The 23268-nt window shown below is 45.7% G+C and carries 15 protein-coding genes; 1 reads left to right on the top strand and 14 read right to left on the bottom strand.

Features of this window, described 5'->3' with window-relative positions:
• Window positions 1–11 precede the first annotated feature (11 nt).
• The 12 genes from AB4Z50_RS29805 to AB4Z50_RS29750 form a co-directional block, all read right to left on the bottom strand.
• Window positions 12–842, bottom strand: a complete 831-nt coding sequence (locus AB4Z50_RS29805; RefSeq protein WP_441885081.1) for a carbohydrate ABC transporter permease — start codon at window positions 840–842, stop codon at window positions 12–14.
• A gap of 9 nt (window positions 843–851) precedes the next feature.
• The gene (locus AB4Z50_RS29800) at window positions 852–1718 is read right to left on the bottom strand and encodes a carbohydrate ABC transporter permease (RefSeq protein ID WP_083681827.1); all 867 of its coding nucleotides are present in this window, start codon (window positions 1716–1718) and stop codon (window positions 852–854) included.
• A 67-nt stretch (window positions 1719–1785) separates the two neighbouring features.
• Complete coding sequence (locus tag AB4Z50_RS29795) at window positions 1786–3111, bottom strand: ABC transporter substrate-binding protein (RefSeq protein ID WP_441885079.1); 1326 nt, start codon at window positions 3109–3111, stop codon at window positions 1786–1788.
• 152 nt (window positions 3112–3263) lie between these two features.
• Window positions 3264–4838 carry a response regulator transcription factor gene (locus AB4Z50_RS29790; protein WP_441885077.1) on the bottom strand — a complete coding sequence of 525 codons (1575 nt, stop codon included), beginning with the start codon at window positions 4836–4838 and terminating at the stop codon, window positions 3264–3266.
• Entirely contained in the window at window positions 4835–6655 is a 1821-nt protein-coding gene (locus tag AB4Z50_RS29785; RefSeq protein WP_441885075.1) for a cache domain-containing sensor histidine kinase, read from the bottom strand. The genes AB4Z50_RS29790 and AB4Z50_RS29785 overlap by 4 nt, the downstream gene beginning before the upstream one ends.
• Window positions 6656–7195: 540 nt before the next feature.
• A complete protein-coding gene (gene htpG / locus AB4Z50_RS29780; RefSeq protein WP_441885073.1) occupies window positions 7196–9076 on the bottom strand; it encodes a molecular chaperone HtpG in 1881 nt (626 codons plus the stop codon).
• Between the two features lie 265 nt (window positions 9077–9341).
• Window positions 9342–10400: a polysaccharide pyruvyl transferase family protein gene (locus AB4Z50_RS29775; protein WP_441885071.1), complete on the bottom strand. Its 1059-nt coding sequence runs from the start codon at window positions 10398–10400 to the stop codon at window positions 9342–9344.
• A 16-nt stretch (window positions 10401–10416) separates the two neighbouring features.
• A complete protein-coding gene (locus tag AB4Z50_RS29770) occupies window positions 10417–11538 on the bottom strand; it encodes a glycosyltransferase (protein WP_441885069.1) in 1122 nt (373 codons plus the stop codon).
• 6 nt (window positions 11539–11544) lie between these two features.
• Window positions 11545–12237: a glycosyltransferase family 2 protein gene (locus AB4Z50_RS29765; protein ID WP_430063383.1), complete on the bottom strand. Its 693-nt coding sequence runs from the start codon at window positions 12235–12237 to the stop codon at window positions 11545–11547.
• On the bottom strand, window positions 12213–13088 hold the full coding sequence (locus tag AB4Z50_RS29760; RefSeq protein ID WP_441885067.1) for a glycosyltransferase family 2 protein: 876 nt from the start codon (window positions 13086–13088) through the stop codon (window positions 12213–12215). The genes AB4Z50_RS29765 and AB4Z50_RS29760 overlap by 25 nt, the downstream gene beginning before the upstream one ends.
• Entirely contained in the window at window positions 13072–13272 is a 201-nt protein-coding gene (locus AB4Z50_RS29755) for a hypothetical protein (protein WP_441885065.1), read from the bottom strand. The genes AB4Z50_RS29760 and AB4Z50_RS29755 overlap by 17 nt, the downstream gene beginning before the upstream one ends.
• A gap of 189 nt (window positions 13273–13461) precedes the next feature.
• On the bottom strand, window positions 13462–21018 hold the full coding sequence (locus AB4Z50_RS29750; protein WP_441885063.1) for a glycoside hydrolase family 3 N-terminal domain-containing protein: 7557 nt from the start codon (window positions 21016–21018) through the stop codon (window positions 13462–13464).
• A gap of 334 nt (window positions 21019–21352) precedes the next feature.
• Here AB4Z50_RS29750 and AB4Z50_RS29745 point away from each other — a divergent pair, with 334 nt between their 5' ends.
• Window positions 21353–21799 (top strand): tellurite resistance TerB family protein, encoded by a 447-nt coding sequence (locus AB4Z50_RS29745; RefSeq protein ID WP_076267368.1) that lies wholly within the window; start codon window positions 21353–21355, stop codon window positions 21797–21799.
• A 79-nt stretch (window positions 21800–21878) separates the two neighbouring features.
• On the opposite strand, the gene AB4Z50_RS29740 is transcribed toward AB4Z50_RS29745, so the two are convergent.
• Complete coding sequence (locus tag AB4Z50_RS29740) at window positions 21879–22469, bottom strand: thymidine kinase (RefSeq protein ID WP_441885061.1); 591 nt, start codon at window positions 22467–22469, stop codon at window positions 21879–21881.
• A gap of 53 nt (window positions 22470–22522) precedes the next feature.
• Complete coding sequence (locus AB4Z50_RS29735) at window positions 22523–23092, bottom strand: hypothetical protein (protein ID WP_441885059.1); 570 nt, start codon at window positions 23090–23092, stop codon at window positions 22523–22525.
• Between the last annotated feature and the right edge of the window lie 176 nt (window positions 23093–23268).

The following is a 23268-nucleotide window of genomic DNA, read 5'->3' as shown; positions in this document are numbered from 1 at the left end:
TTCGATATCGTTTATTTAACAGCTCCAATAACCAGCCCTTTACGAATATAGCTTTGAAAAATAATATAAATCGCAATGGGCGGCAGCGAAGCAAGCAACAGCCCTGACAATAACAGCGGATAGTCTGAGCTGAACCGATTGAGCACAGTCGCCACCGCAACGGTTACGGTCTTTAAGCCATCCGATTGCAAATAGATCAGCGGGGTTAACAAATCGTTCCACCAGTTCGTCGCATTAAAGATCGATACCGTGACCACGCCCGGCAAGCTCATGGGCAAAATCACTTTGAACATCGCCTGATAATATTTGGCACCGTCTATTTTTATCGCTTCGAGCACTTCATCGGGCATGGCTCTCATTAGTGAAGTGAGTAAGAAGACCGTGCTCGGAATAGCCGAGACAGACCAGATAGTCACCACGGATATGATATGGTCAGTCCAGCCGATCTTTGACATCAACAAATAGTTTGGAATGATAAAAGTAATACCCGGTATGGTCATCGTAGCGATCATAATAATATAAAACCCGTTGCGGTATTTGAATTTTAATTTGGCAAAAGCATAGGCTGCCGGAATAGACAAGGCTAGGGAAGCAACTAAGCTAAGTCCCACGTAGACGAGCGTATTGCCAAACAACCGAACGAGAGAGAAGCGATAAATGAGTGCGATGAAGTTATCAAAATACCACGTTTTTGGAAGACCCATCGGATGTTTGATATATTCTATCGTCGGCTTCATACTGCTGATGGCCATGTAGAACAACGGATACATCGCCATAAAGGCAATGACAGCGAGCACGATAAAAACCAGAAATCTAACCATTCTTCTAGAGGCTGTTTTCATAATGTCCTCCTATTGCTCCAAGCGCTTGGATATTTTCAACTGAATCCAGGTAATGAACATAACAATGAAGAACAAGAATACCGATAGCGCGCTCGCATAGCCCATATTTCCGCTTCGGAAAGCTTGAATATAAATCATATAATCGATTGGTGTTGTCTCGTAACCGGGCCCGCCGCCTGTGATCGAATAAACAAGGCCAAACAGCCCGACAAAAACGTAAATAACATTGACGATCGTAAAGTAAAATATCGCTGGATATAACGACGGTATGACGATGTACATTAATCGCTGACGCCAATTGGCTCCGTCTATTTTGGCCGCATCAAACAATTCATTGGAGATCGAAGATAGCCCCGATAAAAAAATGAGCGTTCCTTGGCCTAGCGTCTGCCAGTAAAAACATAGAATCAAGATCATAAATTCGGTCGGCACCGTATTCAGCCAATCCGTCGTAAACGCACCAAGTCCGGCATTTTCCAGAAGCGTATTCACGATCCCTTTATTCGTAAACATGGATTTTGCCAAAAAACCGATAACGACCGAGGAGAGGATAGCCGGCAAGTAATACACCGATCGAAACAAGCGCCACCCCGGAACCTCCTCATGCAGCAGAACCGATACCGTTAGCGAAATGAACAAAATCCCGGGAACCGATAATAAAAAGATTAAGTTGTTACGCAGCATAAGCGGCAAATCGCCATTACTAAGGATCGTCTTAAAATTATCCCAGCCAACAAACGTAGAAGTGACCCCATCCCATTCCGTAAAGCTATGAAAAAACGTGTTGAACATGGGATAACCTACGAATACAGCTAGTAACAGAAAAGCCGGCAGCAAGGAGAACAAACCTACCCATCGTTCTTGCTTGAGACCCATCCTTCTATTCCTCCTTGCCTTTTGGTAGAAGCGACCTTCTTTCCTATGAAGGCCGCTCCTTAACCGCCTATTTATTTTTTAGAAGCGAATCGCGTTTCTGGTCGATTTTTTTCATAAATTCCTCTGCTGTCATTTTCCCGCTGGAAACCAGGGATTGCAGCGACATCATCTCGCTTGTCAGCTCCGCTGGGTAAACATTGTCCGGCCAGAAAATAGTGCTAGGTTCATTGGCCATATCCTGCATCGTTTTCACTAGCGGATCGGATACGTACTCGTTCACATCCACATCGTTGACGACTGTAATACGTGCTTCGCCCGACTTAATTTTATTGATTTGCTCTTCCTTGCTCATCAGGAATTTGACGAAATCAGCCGTTTCTTTCTTGTGCTCCGAGTAGTTCGTCACCACAAACGCAGCGCCCACCCCGCCAGGACCGCCATCGTGGATTTTGACATCCTCGCTGAAGTCTGGAATTTTCATAAAACCGACCTTGTCGCCCATCTCCTTGCTGAAGTTCAAGATGTCCGCATTTGCTCCAACCGTCATGCCGAGCTGCTCTTGAATAAACAGTTGTCGAACTGAATCATCGGCAATGACCAAGTTTTTCTCGAACAGCTCGCGCCAGCCCTTCATGACATTCACCAGCTTAGGATCGGAGAAATTGGTTGTGCCTTTGACCAAGCTGTCGAGGCCTGGAATATCCACCGTTTGAGCAATCCAATAGTCCGGTACATGAAGGAAGCTGTCTTTAAATAAACCAAGCGGTGTAATATCCTTCGTCTTCACTTTCTCCAGCATAGCTACAAACTCTTGAAAATTTTTCGGGCGCTGGGCAATGGGATCGACTCCGGCATCCGCAAAAATTTTCTTGTTATACGCTAGAAGAAAAGTTCCGTCTGTCCCAAATGGAACGCCATAGGCTTTTCCATCGGCCGTAAAGTCTTCCGTTGTTGCGCTCCATCCCACGATTCTGGATCTTTCTTCACCTGAAAAGTAACTATCCATCGGCTCTAAAAATTGCTTAAACCGAAGCATATAGGAACCTGACCAGAGTACCGTTAAATCAGGACCGTTCTTGGCAATGCTGGCCGTTTGGAATTTAGCAAACAGCTCATCTCCGGATGGAACATCCTGCACATCAATCTTCACATTGGGATGGGCCTTCTCATATCGGGCAACAGCCTGAGAAATGTAGAAGTCTTCTTTTTTCTTCGCTTTGTTATTTTCATCAATGGTCGCAAACCCTGAATTCCAGAAAACAATATTGACCTTCTCCTGTCCTTCCCCACCTGTAGAAGCGCTTTCATTTTCATTCTTGGAACATGCAGAAAGCGACATTGTAACCAGCATCATTAAAGCTATACTTAAAACAGACCATCTTCTCATTCTCATGGAAACCTTCCTTCTTTCGTTAGTTGATGTCTTGCTTCCTAGTATAGAAGCTTTCCATAAGCAGATGAATCTCCTAAGCCAACCATTTGATTTATCACTTTATATCCGAAGAGGATACCATTTATCATTTTTCAAGCCGCAGTTAACATCTTTTAATTCTTTTCAGCATCTGCATAGTGTGAGGGTGCAATCCCCTTAATTTTCTTAAACATGCGGGTAAACGAGCTTAAGTTTAAGTAGCCCAGCTTGTCCGAAACCTCAGTTAAGGTCATTCCGCTGCGGATCATCGTTTCAGCCTGCTCCACCTTGGCTGTCAATACAGCGGTGCTGAAAGAAATCCCTTTCTCTTCCTTATATATTCTGCTGAGATATACAGGGCTTACTTTAAGATGCATCGCGATGGCATTTAAACTAATTTCATCAAACCTGTGCTCTTGAATAAACATCTCGGTGGCTTCAACAAACTTCTTTCTTTCATGGCCGTTCTTCTCTTTGAATGCCGGTTCCTGCAGCACATGGATAGCGTTGTATAACAAATGCACCGCTTGCGTTAATGAAACGCAGTCCAGCAGCTCAGATCTTTGGAAATAAGTCTCCGATGGACGCCGTCCTGACATTTCGCAGATTTGCTTCAGCTGGAATAAAATATCCTCCAGTACATTGTGCAGCAGGTTTGGTTTGGGATATGGCGGGCCGACGACCTGCTTGAGGTTTGCCAGCAGATCTCCTGCCTGCTCGTATTGAAAGCTGGACAGTTTGTTCATTATCGCCTTTTTCCAAATAAAGACGGCATCGGAAAGCGTTGCTTCAGGCAGCTCGCCCTGAAACAGGTGGTCATTTTCACAAAAAAATTTGAGGCTTAGCAGGTCGCTAGCAAAACGATCATACACGGTCCACTCCCGCCAGTCTGTAAACCTTTTACTCACAGCAATGGATAGAGTATGGCCCATATACTGCGAAACCGAGTCGATCAACAGCTTCGGGTCGATATCCGAGCTATTCGTGCTGCTTACCAATACATGCCATCGGTTTTCATTTATGTTTTCCACGAACCCAATTAGCCTGCTGCGGTAAAGTTCAACAGCCATATGGTCAATCGAATGGCCTATTTTAACGATTTCTTGGGAAGTTAATTTGGATTCATCCTGAGAAGGATCTAAGGCCACAACCCATGCCTCATATTCTCCCTTTTGCAGAAAATATTTATACTCTCCCAGCTTCTCGGCAAACGCTTCTGTCTCTTCACTGTTATACAAGCCGTGCAGCCAGTCTCTTAATAAGCTGGCTTTACGAACGAATCTTGAACCCGCTTCCGGCGTCCCTTCTTCCTGAAAATGATGCTCCAGCAGCTTAGCTTTCATTTTAGTTGTCAGCTGCTTCAAAATGAGCTGAAGCTCCTCAATTTCCATCGTGGATTTTACAATAAAGTCATGAACGCCCAGGCGCAGCGATTTGCGAACCGTTTCGAAATCTTGATTGCAGGTCAAAATAACAAATTCCCCGTCCGGATTTAAGGGCTTTACCTTCTCAATAAAATCAAGCCCATTCATTCTGGGAAGCAAAATATCCACAAGTGCGATGTCCGGCAGAAATCTCTCGTACAGCTCAACAGCTTCAACTCCGTCTCTGGCTTCGCAGACGACCTCCAGCCCCATTTCAGACCAAGGAATTAATGATTTGATCCCCATTCTAACTAGCATATCATCTTCAATAATCATCACTTTCATTCCGAATCTCCTCCATTATGATCGATATAGGGAAAGGTAAGCGTTACGTTCGTCCCTTTACCCACTACACTTCGAATTTCGATGCCATACCTCTCGCCATACTCCAGCTGCAAGCGACGATGCACATTTTTAAGCCCGATCCCCGAGGTTCGTTCCTCATCCTCGTACTCATTGGAATCCGTTATCAGCATACCGGCAATGGAGCCTTCTTCAATTCCGACTCCGTTATCTATAACCTCCACCCGTATCTGCTCCCCTTCCATCGCGCAAGTAATCGTCAGCTGTGGCGTAATTCCATCAAGATTAGTAAATCCATGCATGATTGCATTCTCGACAATCGGCTGCAGCGTCAGCTTCAATATTCTTGCACCCTGCACCTCATGCGGCACATCCCATATCGTTTCAATTTTGATGAACATCCGTTTTTCCTGAAACGCAATATAGCTTCTGACATAATCCATTTCCTCGCCGACCGTGCTCCATATGGTTCTTGATTTGCTTAGTGTATAGTTCAGCATGCTGCTTAAATTAACAAGAGTCTGGGCAATCATCTTCTCGCCCTTCATTTCCGCCATCCAACGGATCGAATTAATCGAATTATGCAGGAAATGAGGCTTGATCTGGGACAGCAAGAGATTGAGCTCCAGGCTCGACTTTTCCCGTTCATCCGTTTTAATACGCTCAATCTGTTCATTAATCCGGCTTAGCATTTGCTGAATGCCCGAGAACAAAATTTCGATTTCCTCCAAGCCTTTGTATTGGAAATTTCCAATGACATCCTGCCCCTGCCCAGCATCATTAAAGCGTATTTTCCGAACCATCCTCGATAAATTCAGCACAGGTATCATCGCTTTTCTTGTGAATATATACAGGATAAGTGAAATCAAAAGAATGGACGACACGGTTACCGTGAGCGTATGGCTCCACAATTGCTTAGTGGGACTTGCCAAAAGCTCTTCCGGCGTTAACGCAATTAAATACCATCTTAAGAAGGGAATGTTTTGGATGGAGCAAAAGTAGCTTTGGCCGTTCCACTGAATCAGAAAGCTTTCATATCCCCCGCCGTCCACCTTCGCCTTCGATATCGCCTGTCTGGATAGCTCATGCAGGCGGTCGTCATCATCTTCGCTAGAAATGAGCAATTCGCCGTCTTCCTGACTAATGAATGCAAGGGTTGAGCTGTTCAGTTGAATTTTGCGCAGCAGCCGCTGAAATAAGCTCTCGTTGACCTCTACGTTCAAGAGGCCTAGCGCCGAATTGCCATGTACAATATTTTTAGTGAAATAAAAAGCGTTCTGCCCCTCCGAGAGGTCGTGAAAATTGGGGCCCACATTGCGATACATGACGTTATTATCATAAGGTATCCTCTCGGAAGGCCAATTAAACTGCTGCACCACTTGCTTTAACCGTTCAACTTCTGTGTCATGCAAAACGCTATTGCTGAATACTTCCCCTTGATCGTTAATAATTTGAACGTATAAGGGCACTCTTAACCGATACGCAGCAGTGAACGACTTCAGCCGGTCTCTGACCGCCTGTTCATTTATGGGAGCGTTATTTTTTCGACTTAACAGCCTCTGTAATTCCTGATCCTGCGACAAGGTTCGAATATAATCCTCGATATGGTTCACATAAAAGTCCAAGCTGATGGAGAGCGACTCCATATTGCTCGAAACCGATTTGTCATACAGCGTTTCCACTTGCTTAACTGCTCCTTTGCCCAACATATAACCTTGGATAAGAACCGGAACAATAATAATACACATGAGCAGCAAAATAAGCGTAATTAAGTTTAGCCGGCGTTTTATCCGTATCATCTATAAACCCTCCTCTGCGGCTTCACATTGATTCATGCAATGAATATTGTTTATTTATTTGTTTATTTATTTGTTTCTGCATTCTTATTCAATTATTTCTTATCTTGTAGTGCTATTATATCCGGAATAATAATCAATACCATGATTTATTATATTTTGCGCAAGCAAACCATGCGCCTCGTTGGAATTCCAATACGCGGAAGGCGATTACAATTTCATGTGGCTCCGCAAAAATAAGCTATCAATTAAGCAATATACAAAAACAAAAAACTGCAAGATCGCACAGCCTCATTCGGCAGCGGTCTAAGCAGTTTTTTTGTTTCAAGGACTTTAATTTCCTAATTCTAAAGTATGTGGGCCAGGGGCAGTGCTCCCTTTATCCAACATCGCGAAGCACCATTTCTAGAATCAGCTTCGTCTCCCTTATGAATTCGATAAACGGAATGAAAATTCCGTTAGATAATTGTGCTGTCGTAGAAAAAAAGCCCGTACTGGTATGATCCAGTGCGGGCTTTTTACGCTTGCTTATCGCTTGCTCTATTAAACCATTACTTTGCAAATATCGTTCGTAAACGCAACTGGATCTTGAATTGGCAAACCTTCGATGAGAAGCGCTTGGTTGTAAAGTAGGCTTGTATAAAGAGCCAGCTTCACTTTATCCTGCCCAGCAGCATCCTTCAACGATTGGAAAATTTCATGGTTCACGTTAATTTCGAGCACCTTATCTGCTTTTACATCTTGGTTGTTCGGCATCGAATTCAATATTTTTTCCATTTCAATCGTTACTTCGCCTTCAGTGGATAAGCACACAGGGTGTGTTTTAAGGCGTTTTGAAGCTTTTACGCTTTTTACTTTATCGTTAAGAATTTCTTTCATCTGCTCGAAAAGCTCTTTATTGGCATCCTGCTCTTCGGCCGTTTCCTTGTCCTTCTCGTCCTCTTCAATACCAAGATCGCCGCTTGATACCGACTTGAATTCTTTATCCTTATACTTCGCAACCATCTTGATGGCAAATTCATCAATATCGTCCGTGAAGTACAAGATTTCAAAGCCTTTATCCGTTACCAGCTCGGTTTGCGGAAGTCTATCAATCCGCTCAATCGATTCACCGGAAGCATAATAAATGTACTTTTGATCCTCGCTCATTCTTGACACATACTCGTCCAGTGTAACTAGCTTCTTCTCTTTCGAGGAGTGGAACATAAGCAGGTCTTGAAGCACTTCTTTGTTCACGCCGTAATCGTTATATACGCCGAATTTCAACTGTCTGCCGAATGCTTTGTAGAACGACTCATACTTCTCTCTATCATCCTTCAATATGCCAAGCAGCGCGCTCTTGATCTTGCTGTTGATGTTCTTCGCAATCAGCTTCAGCTGACGGTCATGCTGCAGCATTTCACGAGAAATGTTGAGCGATAGATCCTCCGAATCAACCATACCTTTAACGAAGCTGAAATAATCAGGCAGCAGGTCTGAGCATTTATCCATAATTAGAACGCCATTTGAATAAAGCTCCAGCCCCTTCTCATATTCCTTCGTATAATAATCGAAAGGTGTGCTCTCCGGAATATACAAAATCGCATTGTACACAACAGCGCCATCCGCACTAATATGAAGATGCTTGATCGGTTTGTCGAAACCATAACGTTTTTCAAAATAAAACTGATCATAATCTTCCGATGTCAGCTCATTTTTGTTTTTACGCCAGATCGGCACCATGCTGTTAACGGTTTGCTCTTCTTGATATTCCTCAAACTCGTTTTCTGCATCTGCTTTAGGCCGTTGGCCTTTCACATCCATCTTAATTGGGTAGCGAATGAAATCAGAATATTTTTTGATGATCGACTTCAAACGGTACTCTTCCAAGTACTCATCGTATTGATCATCTTCGGTATTTTCCTTAATATTAAGTACAATTTCCGTACCAACGGAGTCCTTCTCGCATGATTCAATCGTGTAGCCGTCGGCGCCAGTTGATTCCCATTTGAACGCCTCATCGCTGCCAAGAGCTTTGGTCACAACGGTAACCACATCCGCCACCATAAATGCAGAGTAGAAGCCCACCCCGAATTGGCCGATAATGTTATGTCCATCCTTAAGCTCATTTTCCTTCTTAAAGGCAAAAGATCCGCTCTTCGCAATAACGCCAAGGTTATTCTCCAGCTCTTCCTTCGTCATGCCAATCCCTGTATCGGTGATCGTTAATGTTCGGTTTGCCTTGTCGGCAACGACTTTAACATAATAATCCTCTTTGTTAAATACCAATTGGTCATCAGTTAGCGCTCTGTAATATAGCTTGTCGATCGCATCGCTGGCATTCGAGATAAGCTCTCTCAAAAAAATCTCGCGCTGCGTATAAATGGAATTAATCATCATTTCCAGCAATCGTTTCGATTCTGCTTTGAACTGTTTTTTGGACATGGATAGATCCCCTTTCCATTCATCAATAATTAGTAAGCCTAAAGGTAACGCAACAGGAAGGCTTGTTCAACGTTTATTAAACCGCTACCTTATATTTTAGCACTCAAACTCTTTGAGTGCCAATCCTTCTTTTTATATATCATAAACTATTTTTCGATGTCAACCTTCTTCCTATAATATCCATCCTTTGTCTATTAAAAAAAGAGCTGCCCCGAAAGTTAATAAACCTTCGGGCAGCTCCTCTTACGCTGTTGCAGCTATTTCCTTAAAACAGTTCTTCTTGAAATGGCTTTTTCAGCAGCTCGCGATAACGGCTCTGATGCGAATAAAACTTTTCGCGAATCATATCCGTTTCTTTTTCAATTTTGGCTACTCTGTCCAGAATGCTTTTGCCAAGTGCCGTATCGCCGGTGGAGAGCACATAATCCTGAAGATCCACCGAGCAGCCAAAGTCTATGCATTTGAATCGATATCCAAGGCTTACGAACGGTACCCCTGCCGCTGCTGACAGGTAACTAGCATGCAATTTGAAATTGACCGTCAGCGCATAGGACTTAAGCTTCTCCATCAAATCCTCATGATGGTACAGCTCCAAATCAAGATCCACATTCGTCTGGTTTCCCAGCTTCGCATACAGACGCTTGCAAGCTTCTCTATCAGGACCCCAAACGGAGAAAATATTGACGCGATAACCCTGCGATATTAATATACGCAGCGCCTCTACCAATTGCTGCTCTACCTTTTCCTCGTTGCCGCCGAAAATTCGATTATAAGCAGTTCCCCAGTTCACACCAATCGTTCTGCTAGCCTGCCCATTCTTGCGTGGCGACGGTGCAGGCAGTAGAAATGCCGGGTCACCGCTTATGATCGCCTGCTCCATTCGGACGCCAGAATCCTCGAGAAACTGATAGGACAACGGACCTCGGACGCCGCAATACTTTGACATCTTCACTAGCTCAGCTAATTTCTCATTCGTTGCTAGGTTCTCACCGGTGTAGGCCAAATGGGCTGCGACCTTCCCCGAGGCATCAAATACAGGAAACTCCTGTCTGTCATGACCGCTGCCCCAAATCATTACTTTTTTATGGTTCCGAGCCGCTTGGTATGCAACATCGATATATCCTGGAATGAGCAGCGAGCCGCCGCCGAGCACGACAACATCATACGGACCCGAATTCCGAATATCTACGCCCGGTATTGACGGAATGACATCATATTTTTTCTCAGGCAGATACGCTCTGCACAGGTCGCGAAACAACAGCCACATTAACTCATCACCAACATTGTTAAACCCTAACCAGCCTACATACAAAATTCTTTTCATTGCGTACCGCCCTTCATTAAATCTCTCCAATTGCTGAACGATACACGCTCATCATTTGATCAATGGATTGATCGATATGAAACTCACGTTCCACCCACCGTCTTCCCTCTATTCCATTAGCGCGCAGCCCCTCCAGCCTGCGGCATCCATCTGCAATCTCGCTTGCAAACAAATAACGGGAATAAGCAGCAGACGAACCGTGGTCTCCAAAATAGTTAAGCCAAGCCTGCTCATAATTACTCGGCTCCACCCAGCCAAAATAGCCATGGTTGCCAATGGCAAGCACTGGCTTCTCGCAAGCCATTGCCTCCAGCGCAACGCGTCCTGTACCGACAACGATATCTGAAGCATTGTAATACTCTCGCATTTGCGATTGTTTCCCAACCATATGAATGAAGCGTCTTCCGCTTTCTGCCTGAATAAATTCCGCAAGTTCTGAAATTGCATTATATTTAGGGCCATCCCCGACAACAACAAGCTCAAGCTTATCCCACCCATAACGATAAAGATCCTTCATCGCCCGCAGCAGGACATCACATGCTGTTGCCTTTCCCCAAGCCAAGCGGCTAGCATACATAAGTACAATTGCATCTTCAGAAATACCTAAGTCTGAGCGAAGCTTTGCGCCGCTGGATGGATAAAACTCCGCTAGATCGATGCCATTCGGGACAACGATAGACGTAAAGCCAAGCCGCGTGATGTAGCTTTGAAGAGGAGCACTTACACATATGACCGATTCCGAGTAAACAAGCAGCGATTTTAGAGCAGTCTGCGGATAATAGGTGCCATGAACGGTAAATATAGACGGAATTCCTAATAAATTAGCTGCCTTTGCCGTAAACAAACCTGATGGAGTCTGATGCACATGAACGCAATCTACTTTCTCGCTTCGCATAATTTCCTGCAGCCTAACGATTCGCTCCGTTTGAACTGACGCTCCAGCTGGCTGGAATTCAAACAAATATACATGGCACCCGGCATCCTCAAACCGAAACCGCATAGGGCCGTCCGCGGCAATTATACCCACTCTTTGACCTATTTTTATTAGTGCTTTTGCTAGACTTAATACATGTGTTTCCGTACCACCGGCATCCATACTGTCCAGAGCCATTAAGACGGATAACGGCGAGCCTGCCATTTCACCTCACTCCTTTTTCGCATAAAAAGCCAATGAACGTTGGCTCGCATGCAGACGATAGTAATAAAGAATTTCAGGAATATTTTCAATACGGGCTTTGTTATTCAAAAATTTAACGATGAACTCATAATCCTCCGCCCCGACAATTCGTCGGCTCAATCCGCCAATTTGGTCAAAAGCATCGCCGCGAAACATGATCGTCCCATGGCAAACACAGTGACCGCCGCTGCGGTAAACATCATGAATATCATCACCGAACCGCAGCCATTTTTCCTGAACATACTGCCTCTTCTCGGCCTCATCAAAGCTAGCGTAGCTCGTTCCTACCAGTGCAACCTCTGCATGGCTTTGGAGATACGCTACTTGTTTCTCTAAACGCTGCGGATGAGAGAAATCGTCCGCATCTTGTACCGCGATATATTGTCCGCGAGCGTGGAAGAAACCCGTCGTAACAGCTCCAGAAAACCCAATATTTCTAGGAAGTCTAACGAGTACGATAGATTCTGTACCCGCTACTCCGTTCGCTTCGCACCAAGCCTCGATAACATCCAGCGACCTATCGGTCGATGCGTCATCTACAATGATGATTTCTTTATTCAAATACGTTTGACTCATCAAGCTGTCCAAACATTCAATGAGATATGCTGCACGATTATAATTTGCAATAACGATACTTACTTTTCCAAATTCCCGCTGCACCCTATCTCTCCTTTCTTGCCCTCTCTCCTATGAATGGCATGCAGAGCCTCAAAATGATCCCCTATTATTTGCATCGTTGCAATGGAATGGTCTCCTCCGGCATTGCTGTGTTTGCTCGGACGATAACGGTTTAAGCGATCAACTTCTACGCAGTGAACAGCCTTGACGGTTAACCCCCCGAGCAGTCCCAGCGCATAAGCTTTCGGCGGACATAATAAATTGGACCAATGAATAACATTAAGCACCCGCCTATTCAGCGCAAATGGAACATGCACGAGTGAAGCATTCGCCAGATCCTCGCGGCCAACTGCCATATTCAGTGCTATTTTCAGCGTTGTCACGGCACTCCAAGGCATGCGCATGCTGAGGTGGTGATCCAGCTTATTAACAGCCAGATCACATTCCCTTAGCAGCGCATTAGGAAAAGGAGCAAGCTCCTTCCAAGGGATATGAAAATCACCATCCACAAACAGCAGCGTATCGCCAGTGGCTGCATATGCGCCAATAGCTCTGCCAACATCCGTTCCGAGAGGCTCCTGAAAAACGATAACCGACGCGCCAAGCTCTCTAGCAATACTCTCTGTACGATCATTGCAGCCATTAACAACTACGATAATTTCAGCTGGCGACAGCAATATTATTTCTTGAATGACACGTCCTATTGTCCGCTCCTCATTTTGAGCGGGTATAATCACTGACAAGCGCTGGAGAACCCCGCGCCGATTGCCAGCTTGGGAGAAATCTCTTCCTTTTCGTAAAGGAGGCAGCACATCCTTATCCGCGATCAATCGCTCGACATAGTCACGCCTTCTTCCATCATCCGTACAGCCATTCCTATAAAATCCGGACATATTCGATGACCCGCAAACGTATCAACACATCTTCCGTCCCACCGTATCCAGGTACACTCAAGGTTCGAACCACAATGTATGAGAAGCCTACCGTCAGCAGCACACCTGCAACCACATCCGCATTAGAGAGAATAACTTCTACGTCTCTCCCTAGGTACGTGCGCAGCTTAAAATAAAATGACACATAATCAACTCCTACCGTTTGATACCCTCATCCTATTCGCTAGATTAATAGTGAGAACGGCATACGACTATTTTGAAAAATTTTTCATAGAATAGGCAAAAAAAAAGAAGCCCTCTTTCCCACTTTAACAGTGAGTTCGAAGGCTTCTTCCTTGTCATTCAATGAGCCGCATCGCTAACCCCAATCTTATTACTTGTTGTAAATGGCATACATAATAACTGCTGCTTCTGCGCGGGTTGTATAACCAAGCGGGTTAAGCTTAGCGCCGTCGCCCTTCACAATGTCGTTCGCTACGAGAAGAGCTGCACTGTCCGTTGCATAAGCTGCTAGCTGCTTCAAATCGGTGAACGATTGCAATTGCTCCGAGCTTCCTGCTTGCAGCTTTTTGCCAGAAATATTTAACGCTCTTGCTGTCATCGCGATCATTTCTTGCCTTGTAATGGAGGCATTCGGATCAAATGCACCGTCCGCACGGCCAGTTACTACGCCAAGCTTCTTCGCAATGGCAACCGCTTCATGATAATAAGAACCTTTTGCCACATCGGTAAACTGACTATCATACGCAGCATTAAGACCTAAAGTTTTCACGAGCAGGGTAATAAAATCTGCCCGCTTCACATTTTGAGCTGGAGCGTATGCTTTATCCGATATGCCGTTGATGACGCCTTTAGCCGACATTACCTTAATCGCTTGTTGCGCCCAAGGATATTTGCCAAGATCGTCAAACGTTTTGCTTACGAATACTACGCCATACGTACTGAAATGATTTACTGTGAAAAGCACAGCACCTTGCGATTTATCATACTTGCCGCTTGGCACTGCAATCACTTTACCTGCTGCATCGAAATACCACACTGTAATTTGCTCGCTGCTCGCCAGCTCATCAGCTGTTGGAGTATAACTAAGCGATACGTTTACAGCAGCTTCTGGATTGCTCCATTCCACTTTAACGCCGTCAACGTAGAGATTCAGCTCAACCGCAGGACGGCTGCCGATGGCTGCCCTCGCATCTTCGCTAAGCTTTGTTTTATCGATGTTCGCAATCACAATGGACACGTTTTTCGCATCCGAAGGCAGTGATTTCAACATATGGCTTGGTACAACAATCGTACCCGTACCTGTCTGAATTTCATACTGTACCGATAGCTTAGCCTCGCTAATTGTCCCTTTAGGCAATTGCACCTCGTAGCCATTAGCTCCATTTACACTCGGTACTTTAATTGTAATGGTTTGAACGGCACCATTATTTCCTTCTACTGATTTCAAAGCTTCGTCGATAAGCGTTTGGCTTATCGCAGTTTTACCAAGTCCGCTAGCCGTGTCTGTGACCGGAGTTGGTGCCGGTATTGTGCCCTTTCCACTCGGAGGCGTCGTAGGAGCTGGCGTTACAGCTGGCCCCGTCGGTGTCGTCGGTGTTGGTGTTGGCTCCGTCGGTGTCGTTGGCGTCGGCGTTGGTGTTGGTGTTGGTGTTGGTGTTGGTGTTGGTGTTGGCTCTTCCCCTGGCGTAATGATATACGTAAATGGTGCAACAAAGCTGTCCTTCATTCCTGCTTTAATCGCAATCGTGCGGAGCACTGTCAGCTCCGAGAGCTTAAGCTCTCCTTTGTACAATTGCCCGTTTGTACTGCTAGGCAGCGATCCATCTGTTGTATAGTAAATGGCTGCTCCTTCTGTAGCAGTCGTTAAAGCAACCGTTTTGATTCCTTTGTAGGCTCCAGCTTTCAGCGAAACAGTCGGAAGCGCTGTGGTCCCTGTAATTTGCGTAACCGCTTCTGTCTGCTCAAGCGTGATCCAATCAAGGTTTGCCCCATCATTATTGCTAGTAAATTGAATCGTTTGTACGCCTTCTGCAAGCTCTACAATGCCAGAAGCCTCCGCATATTTATCCCATCCACCACTTGCTCCTAGCGGCGTAGTAGACAACTTTTGCCCATTGACGGACAACGTTCCACTCACGCCTGCTTGCGGCGTTGCATAACGGTAGGTCACTTTGTAGAAGATCGATTTTGCGATACTTACGTCAAAATAAAGCGAGCCTGCTGCCGCGATAAAACCTACGTTTTTGAATAACAGCGTTTGTCCGTCCATATTGCTTTGAACAGCAGCCGCATCCGCATGGGTGTAGCTTTCCGCTTCAATTTTCATAACACCGCTCTGATCCATTACCTGTACAACATAAGGCTCAAATTTAATGCCTCTAAGCTCGTAGCCGGATGCTCCAGCCAGAATACGAAGCTTTTGGTCACCTTCAACGAGATCAATGACAATTCGCATTTCAACCACCTGGTTGTAAAGGTTTGGTACGTTAATCGTTTTCCGAACTGTGCCATCTTGCGCCTCCAGCACGATGCCATTCACAGCTTGGCCGCCAGATGTAGCCTTAAAGGTTGCAACATAGGAACCAGTAGCTGGCACGTGTACCAAATAATCGGCATAATCGCCCGCATCAATTTGGGTTAGCCTGCTCGCGCTTCCTGTTCCAGACACTGCGAATCCTTTTAATCGATTGAACTGATCCAATGAATCAAGGGACAAAAGATTTACTGGCTCCTTCACATTTTCGGTTCCAAGCAGCACTGCCTTAGCGTTTAACGCCGTACCTCCTGTTGAATCATCGTAGGCTTGCAGTGGAACGTTAACCTGCAATTCCAATTCATTATAGTAAACGGTTCCGCTCCAGTTCAGCGTAAGCTTCACTCGATTAGGGCTGAGAAGCTCCGCCGAGCGCAGTGATACGCCTCCTTGCAAGGTCGCCGCTCCCGACACGGTTATCGCTCCAAGCTGACTCTGTACGAAAGTACCGCCAGCAAGGGTAACGATTAGTTCTTTGCCATTTACGTCATAAGCAATCTGACTCTCTGACAAGAATAACGACTCCGCATCATCAATAGCCTTAATGATAACTTTAGAGCTCATCGTCTTACCGGTGCTTCCATAAGCAGCTTCATATGTGCTGGCTGTTACTGTGACGGTACGATCAGAGTCATAGTCTCTAGTCCCCCCTCCTCCTAAGGTAAGCTTAGCCATATGGTCATCAACACGATAAACGCTGTCTACAACCGTTCCCGCATACCCGTCGATGGACCAGTTGGAGGAAGTCAGCTCCTCTTTATACGTGTCGTTAAGCAGCCGGACAAAAATATTGCTTCCAGCCTCTGCACCTTCTGTTACGGCTGAGGCATCTGCGATAATAGCAGGCCCAACCGCAATGGCATTCAAGTTGAAGCCTTGATCAACGATTCGAACTCTTAGCGTATGAACACCTTCAGTCAGAGTAACTGTATCTGAAGCCATTGCCCAAGCATCCCAGCTCTCGCTGTTTGGTAGTTCAGTCGTTTTCAGTACATTTCCTCCTAGTGAAAGCTCTGCTTTCGCTCCGTCATAGGTCGTGGAATATTGATACGTTATGCCGTAGTTTCCATCCGCCGGAACCTGCACCTGATATTCCATCCAGTCATTCGGATCGGCATAGCTGACCGCTGATCCGTTTACGAGTACATTAAAGGCAGATGTGAATTTACTCGCCTCTATAGATGCGGGAAGTGAAATAGCTGCCTTATCCGCCTTCGTGAACGCAATACTTCTAACATTGAAGTCGTTTTTACTCACTTTCATTGTTAATTTGTGTGCACCCTCTGGAAGCATAACGCGCTCGCGGCGATTAGCGAAGTACTCCCACTGGTACGTCGTCTGATTGATCGGCAGTGACACAAGCGGCTGGCCATCCAGTTCAAAGCTAACCAGACCATCCGTTTGGAAACCTGCAATCGCCAGATCGAGTTCATACTCGCCTGCTTCTGCTACATTTACAACATAATCGAACGAAGCTGTTCCATTTGGTGCAAAAGAACCTAAGTATCCGTTCGGATTAACCTGGAACTCGCCTTCTGCTGAAGCGAAGCGCGTAGCGTCAATCGTTGCTGGAACGTTTGTTATTTGCGTACGATTCCAGCGATAGGTTGCTGCTGATTTGGCTGGAATGACCGCTTCAATTTGAAGTCCATCAACTATCATTTTAAATGGCTGCGGGTCACTCGTTTGGTTGATGACAACCGTTACAATTTCTTTGCCGTCTGGGCTTGCAAACGCAACGTTGGTTACTGTCGCAGCCGAGCCGTAATTGCTATCGATTCGCACATAACCAGGCTTCACGAATTTCGTAAACTGCCCCATCAAATAATACTCCGGCAGCAGCCAGTAGTGATCTGGATTCGAGGAATCCTGTACGACTGGAGTCGGATCAGGAATGCCTACCCATTGATGGGATGAAATATCGCTGTCCAGCATCGTAACCCAGCTGTTATAGCTTTTGGCATAGTTGCGGAAATATTGTGCGATTCGGTCAGCGCCCGTTGTACCCCATACCGCACGCTCCGTTAAATACACGCTTTTCTGCGGGAACAGCTTTTGAAGCTCCGTCATCATGGACAGCTCGCCGCCATAATCGTGGAACGCCGTCCCTTCTATGGCATCGTAAGCCCCTTCTACGGAATTGCCCAGAATTTGTGCTGGATAAGCCATCGTATCGCCAGGATTGTGGTCGAACATCCATAGCTTTACACTTTTGATTTTTGCATTGCTATTCTGATCGAGCTTTGCCCGCAGCAGCTTGGCTAGACGTGACGCTTGCTGCCATGACATCGCTGTACTTGGATAATCAATTTCGAGCAGCGGCTCATTTTGCAGCGTCATGCCTTCAAAGTAGATGCCATGCTCAGCGTATGCCTCTAAAAATTTCACATAATAATCTGCAAGCACAGGAAGATATTCTTCCTTCACTTGACCTCTTACCATGCTGCCCGTTGTTTTCATCCAGCCTGGAGGGCTCCAAGGCGATGCAAAAAACTGAACATCGGGATTAATCACTTGTATCTTTTTGACGGTTGGAATAATGCCAAAATCAATATCCTTCTGAATGGAAAATTTCTTAAGCTCAACGTCCGTTTCACCTGCAGGCAAATCATCGTACGAATAAAACTTTTGTGCTGTAAAATCGGAGGTTCCGATCGTTAGGCGAATCAAGCTCATGCCGATGCCGTTATCCTTGTCGATCAATTGGCGAAGCAGCTCTGTCTGCTTCTCCGGAGACATTTTCACAAGATTATGAATCGTCGCTTCTTCCATGGACGAACCGATTCCTAGCATCGTTTGATACTTTTTATCCGGATTTATCGTAATCGTTGTCGCTTTGCTGTTATCTGGAAGGGTAATATCTAAATTCGTCTGCTGCTCCAGCTTCTTATCGCCAGCTTGATAACGATCCGCATAATACCATTTGCGGTCACCCGCATCACGTTCACTGGAGATCCATGCCTCAACAGCTCCGCTAATAAGGGCTGGCTGTTCGCCGCCTCCATTACCTGGATCAGTGCCGCCACCGTCGCCGCCAGCTGGAACATCGCCTGTACGCGTAAACTCTACCCAGTTAAAATTAATGTCTCCGGCAATAAACTCAAGCCTCAGCTTTTGAATGCCTGCTTGGCTTAGCACGATATTCTCGACGGTGGCCGTTTGCCAGCTTTGCCAGCCTCCTGTGGAGCCTACGCTCAACGTACCAAGCGTCGCTCCCGCTTCGCTCTTAATCTTAATCCCCGTTGCACCGCCGTTGCCAGCATAGCGGAAATCGGCTTTATAGGTACCGGGTTCGCTCACTTTCACCCTATAATCCAGCCATGCGCCGCCGGACGTCCATCCAATATTTTTGCCGCCGCCAATGTCCTGCGTGTCCTCTGTATTCAATCCGCTGCTCTTCGCATCGAACGCTTCCGCCTCGACCTTGCCCGGGATAGGCAGTGAAGGCTTCTCTGGTTCTACAGGTTTGCTCGGCAGATCAGGCGTAGCCTGCCCGCTCATCAAGCCGTAACCGATAGGAAACAGCAAATTCGGACTGACATCGGTCATAATTGGATAATTATTCGTTACATAAAATGGCCATTTAATCGGGTTTTTCCCTTTAAACGGTTTGCCCCCAATCAGTACATCAGCCACGCCTTGACCTTCCGTACCTGGAAGCCATGCTGCGACAAGCGCATCCCAGTCACCCAGTTGATCCGCTATCGTAAGCGGGCGTCCGGATACAAGAACAACAACGAGTGGAATGTTCGGATCAGCTGCACGAATATTTGCAATCGTTGCGAGATCCTCTTCGTCGAGATTCAGGCTCGTACGATCTCCATTCGTTTCTGCATAAGGCGTTTCGCCTACAACAGCAATAGCTACGTCATAACCAGCAGCGCCGCGGCCATGCTTGTTGTACGTTACCGTCTTCGCGGCTCCTGCAACCTCTTTAAGTCCTTCATAGATTGTCGTTCCGGTCGTAATCGCCCCGGATGCTCCCTGCCAAGTAATCGACCAGCCGCCAGATTGGTTGCCGATATCGTTCGCATTTTTACCTGCTACGAAGATTTTGTCCATATCCTTCAGCTGAGACATAATCGGTGAACCGTTCACCTCATCGTTCTTCAGAAGAACGAGCGACTCCGCCGCAGCTTGACGCGCAAGCGCACGATGCTCAGATGCACCGAAGTAGCCTGCCAAGTCCGTATCTGTCTTTGGATTCTCAAATAGACCAGATGAAATTTTTACCTTCAAAATACGGAGGACTGCATCATTGAGACGCTCTTCCGTAATGCTGCCATCCTTAACAAGACTAATTAAATGCTCAAGGCTGGCTCTCCAGTCACCCGTCAGCATGAACATATCTACGCCTGCATTAACGGACGCTTTCAGCTGATCTTTCAAGCCGCTGACTGCTTTGCCGTCTTGATCACGCGTGATTTGCTGAATCGCGTTATAATCCGAAATAACAAAACCTTTAAATCCAAGCTCACCCTTCAGCACATCCGTAAGAAGCCGCTTATTCGCATGCATCTTGAGGCCTTGAATGCTGTGGTAAGATGCCATTACCGTTTGTACACCTGCATCAACGGCAGCTTTGTACATCTCTAAATCACTTGCAATGAGCTGATCCTCTGTGTACTTCGTTATATTCCCTTGGTTAACGCCGTTATCCGTATAGCCTTCACCTAAAAAATGCTTCGCAGCGCCAACGACATGTTTCGTCTGACTGCGCTCCGCAGGTGTTTCTCCTTGCAGCCCTTGAATGTATGCTGCACCAAGCACCTTGGATATCGCTTGATTTCCGCTGTATCCTTCATAGGTCCGGCCCCATCGAATATCCTGCGGGGCTGCAATCGTCGGCGCAAAATCCCAATTTGCTCCGGTTGCACGTATTTCCTTTGCTGTCGCGGCGCCGATTTGTTTCACCAGCTCAGCATTATTCGCTGCACCCAAACCGATATTATGCGGGAACAAGGTTGCTCCCTTCACATTGTTATGTCCGTGTACTCCGTCCACGCCATACAGCAGCGGAATCCCAAGACGCGTAGAAAGCGCGCCATCCTGATAGCCGTCTATAAGCGTCTGCCAATTTTCAAGCGTGCTGTCCTGCTGCTTGCCGTTCGGGAACGAACCGCCGCCGCTAAGCACCGAGCCGATAAAATATTGCTTCACTTCCTCAGGTGTAATATTCGATTTCTCTGGCTGTATCATTTGTCCTGCGCGCTCTTCTAGTGTCATCCGGGCAAGCAGATCCGCCGCCCTTGCATCCACGCTTTTTGATGGGTCCAAGTACTTCGGCAATCCCCCATTTGACTGCGTCAAAGGCGCTGCTCCTACTGAAAGCAAGCTCGTCATTAGCGATATGACCAGCAGCATCGCCGTCATCATCGACATTTTTCTTTTCAAACCAAACCCTCCCCATAACTATAATTGTCGTCTCACGGCATATCCCTTCTTAATTGAAATGGACAGCTGTAGACGAGATTACTTACAAGTATAAAATTGAAAACGATTTCATAATATGAGTCATTTTTAAGATGATGTGCGTTGTTTTTTGTATAATATAATCGATTTCAAAAATACATCGTCTCTCATTCTATAGTTCATCCTATTTCCTTTTCATTCAACGATCTAATCTAATAGCATAAACAGACAATTTACCGCAAAATTTGCTAAATGACCCCAATTAAATCTACAATAGAATAATAAGATTTAAATTCACTCTAGGAGGCTGAGCTAAATGAGCTCTTTCAAATCATGGCTGCAAACAAGTAAGCAAGGACTAACCGATCAGGTCAAAAAATTTAAAAATAAAGAATTCCTAGATGCGGTAGTAGCTGGCTGTGCGATTGTAGCAGCAGCAGACGGTTCCGTCGACTCCAACGAAAAACAAAAAATGGCCGGCTACATAGGCCGCAGCGAAGAATTAAAAGTTTTTGATATGAGTGATGTGATTAACCGTTTCAATCACTTTGTAGGCAATATGGAGTTTGACGCGATGATTGGCAAGCAAGAGGCGCTTAAAGCGATTGCCAAATTCCGCAGCAAACCAGACGTTGCTCGTGTAATCGTTGGTGTGTGCAGCGCAATCGGAGCAGCAGACGGCGATTTCGATATGAAGGAACAAGCTGCTGTGCGTGACATCTGCAATACCCTTGGACTTAATCCAAGTGAATTCAGTCTTTAATAGCAAACCAAACAAAAGAACCTCCAAAGCCACTGCAACAGTGGATCTGGAGGTTCTTTTGTATTGTTATTACCTCTGCTTACGCATTGCGAAAAGCTTCATTATAGCAGCGTCTGCATACAGGCTTATAATCCTCGTTGCCGCCAATCTGGATTTGCGCACCTGCATTCATCGGCTGTCCGTCATTATAGCGTATAACCATCGTTGCTTTCCGATCACAGAACCAGCAAATGGTTTTAATCTCTTCAATTTTATCCGCCTGCACGAGCAAGTTGTAGCTGCCCTCAAATAATTGATTTTGAAAATCGTTTTTGAGCCCAAACGCCATAACAGGGATGTTAAGCTCATCCACGACTTGTGTAAGCTCCAAAATATGATGTTTCTTCAAAAACTGCGCCTCATCCACGAGTACGCAATAAATTTTGGATGGTGCAGCTCCTGCAACGAAGCTTTTCACACTTTCAAAAAGGTTCGTATACTCTTGAACCGGAATGGACTCCCGCTCGAACCCTACACGAGAACCTACACGATCCACCCCGCCTCTTGCACTTACCGATGGTGAATAAATAAGAACCTGCTTGCCTTGCTCTTCATAATTGTGAGCCACTTTAATGATTTCGAAAGATTTACCGCTGTTCATTGTTCCATATTTGTAATAAAGCTGTGCCAACCTAATCTCCTCCAGAACCATTCAGTGCTTCTATTATACAGGAAGTGACTCCGTTATTGTATCGTTTGGAGCCTTGTTTTCGCTTCCCCATATGTTTTGACAATTTGTTGAATTTTCTGGAATTCCGGGTCGGTTGGACCTAGATCAGCCATGAACATTCGGTGCAATATTTGATTATAAAGATTTTGACGCGATTCAATCATTTGTACCTCGATCCGAATAAGATCCTCCAGGTCATTTTCTTCAATTAACTGTTCGATATTGATTTCTTCTGGCTTGGAAGAACGCTGTTCGTCAAAGATCAGGTCCGAACCACCGCGCCCTATACGAGGAAGCGCTTCGTACTCCACCTCTGTCTCCTCCTGCTGTCCAAGCGGAATGGATGTATTCAGCTCGGAAAGAAGAATGCCTTCTTTCGCCAACATCACTTGAAAAGGTTTATGCTGGATCAAATCTGCTATGACAAGCCTGCTCATATCTTTATTGCGAATCAAAGAGGAATCAAAAGGGTGAAGGACCCATTGCTGGTCTCGATTGAACAGATTAAAAGTAAACCACTCACCGCCATAGATGAACCGTACATTAATATTTGACTCCGAAATAATTTCATAGGTAAACTCCAATTGGAACACCTCCGATCAGCCAGTATAATTCATCCTATTATACCAAATCAGAGGTGAACACAAACAGCGATGCTTAAAAATCTTTCAAAATATCCTCCGCCCGTTCAAAGCTGGCAACAACAATTAAGACGACAATGAGTGCAGCTATGGCAATTTCGCCAATCATAGCATGATCA

The sequence above is a fragment of the Paenibacillus sp. 2TAB26 genome (assembly GCF_052115145.1).
In the GTDB taxonomy this organism is placed as follows: domain Bacteria; phylum Bacillota; class Bacilli; order Paenibacillales; family Paenibacillaceae; genus Pristimantibacillus.
Note: the sequence above shows the minus strand (reverse complement) of the source record. Positions and strands in the feature narration are given on the sequence as shown.

Coding starts and splice junctions, on each gene's coding strand:
- AB4Z50_RS29805 (WP_441885081.1), bottom strand. CDS start 842: ATGAAAACAGCCTCTAGAAGAATGGTTAGATTTCTGGTTTTTATCGTG.
- AB4Z50_RS29800 (WP_083681827.1), bottom strand. CDS start 1,718: ATGGGTCTCAAGCAAGAACGATGGGTAGGTTTGTTCTCCTTGCTGCCG.
- AB4Z50_RS29795 (WP_441885079.1), bottom strand. CDS start 3,111: ATGAGAATGAGAAGATGGTCTGTTTTAAGTATAGCTTTAATGATGCTG.
- AB4Z50_RS29790 (WP_441885077.1), bottom strand. CDS start 4,838: ATGAAAGTGATGATTATTGAAGATGATATGCTAGTTAGAATGGGGATC.
- AB4Z50_RS29785 (WP_441885075.1), bottom strand. CDS start 6,655: ATGATACGGATAAAACGCCGGCTAAACTTAATTACGCTTATTTTGCTG.
- htpG (WP_441885073.1), bottom strand. CDS start 9,076: ATGTCCAAAAAACAGTTCAAAGCAGAATCGAAACGATTGCTGGAAATG.
- AB4Z50_RS29775 (WP_441885071.1), bottom strand. CDS start 10,400: ATGAAAAGAATTTTGTATGTAGGCTGGTTAGGGTTTAACAATGTTGGT.
- AB4Z50_RS29770 (WP_441885069.1), bottom strand. CDS start 11,538: ATGGCAGGCTCGCCGTTATCCGTCTTAATGGCTCTGGACAGTATGGAT.
- AB4Z50_RS29760 (WP_441885067.1), bottom strand. CDS start 13,088: ATGTCCGGATTTTATAGGAATGGCTGTACGGATGATGGAAGAAGGCGT.
- AB4Z50_RS29745 (WP_076267368.1), top strand. CDS start 21,353: ATGAGCTCTTTCAAATCATGGCTGCAAACAAGTAAGCAAGGACTAACC.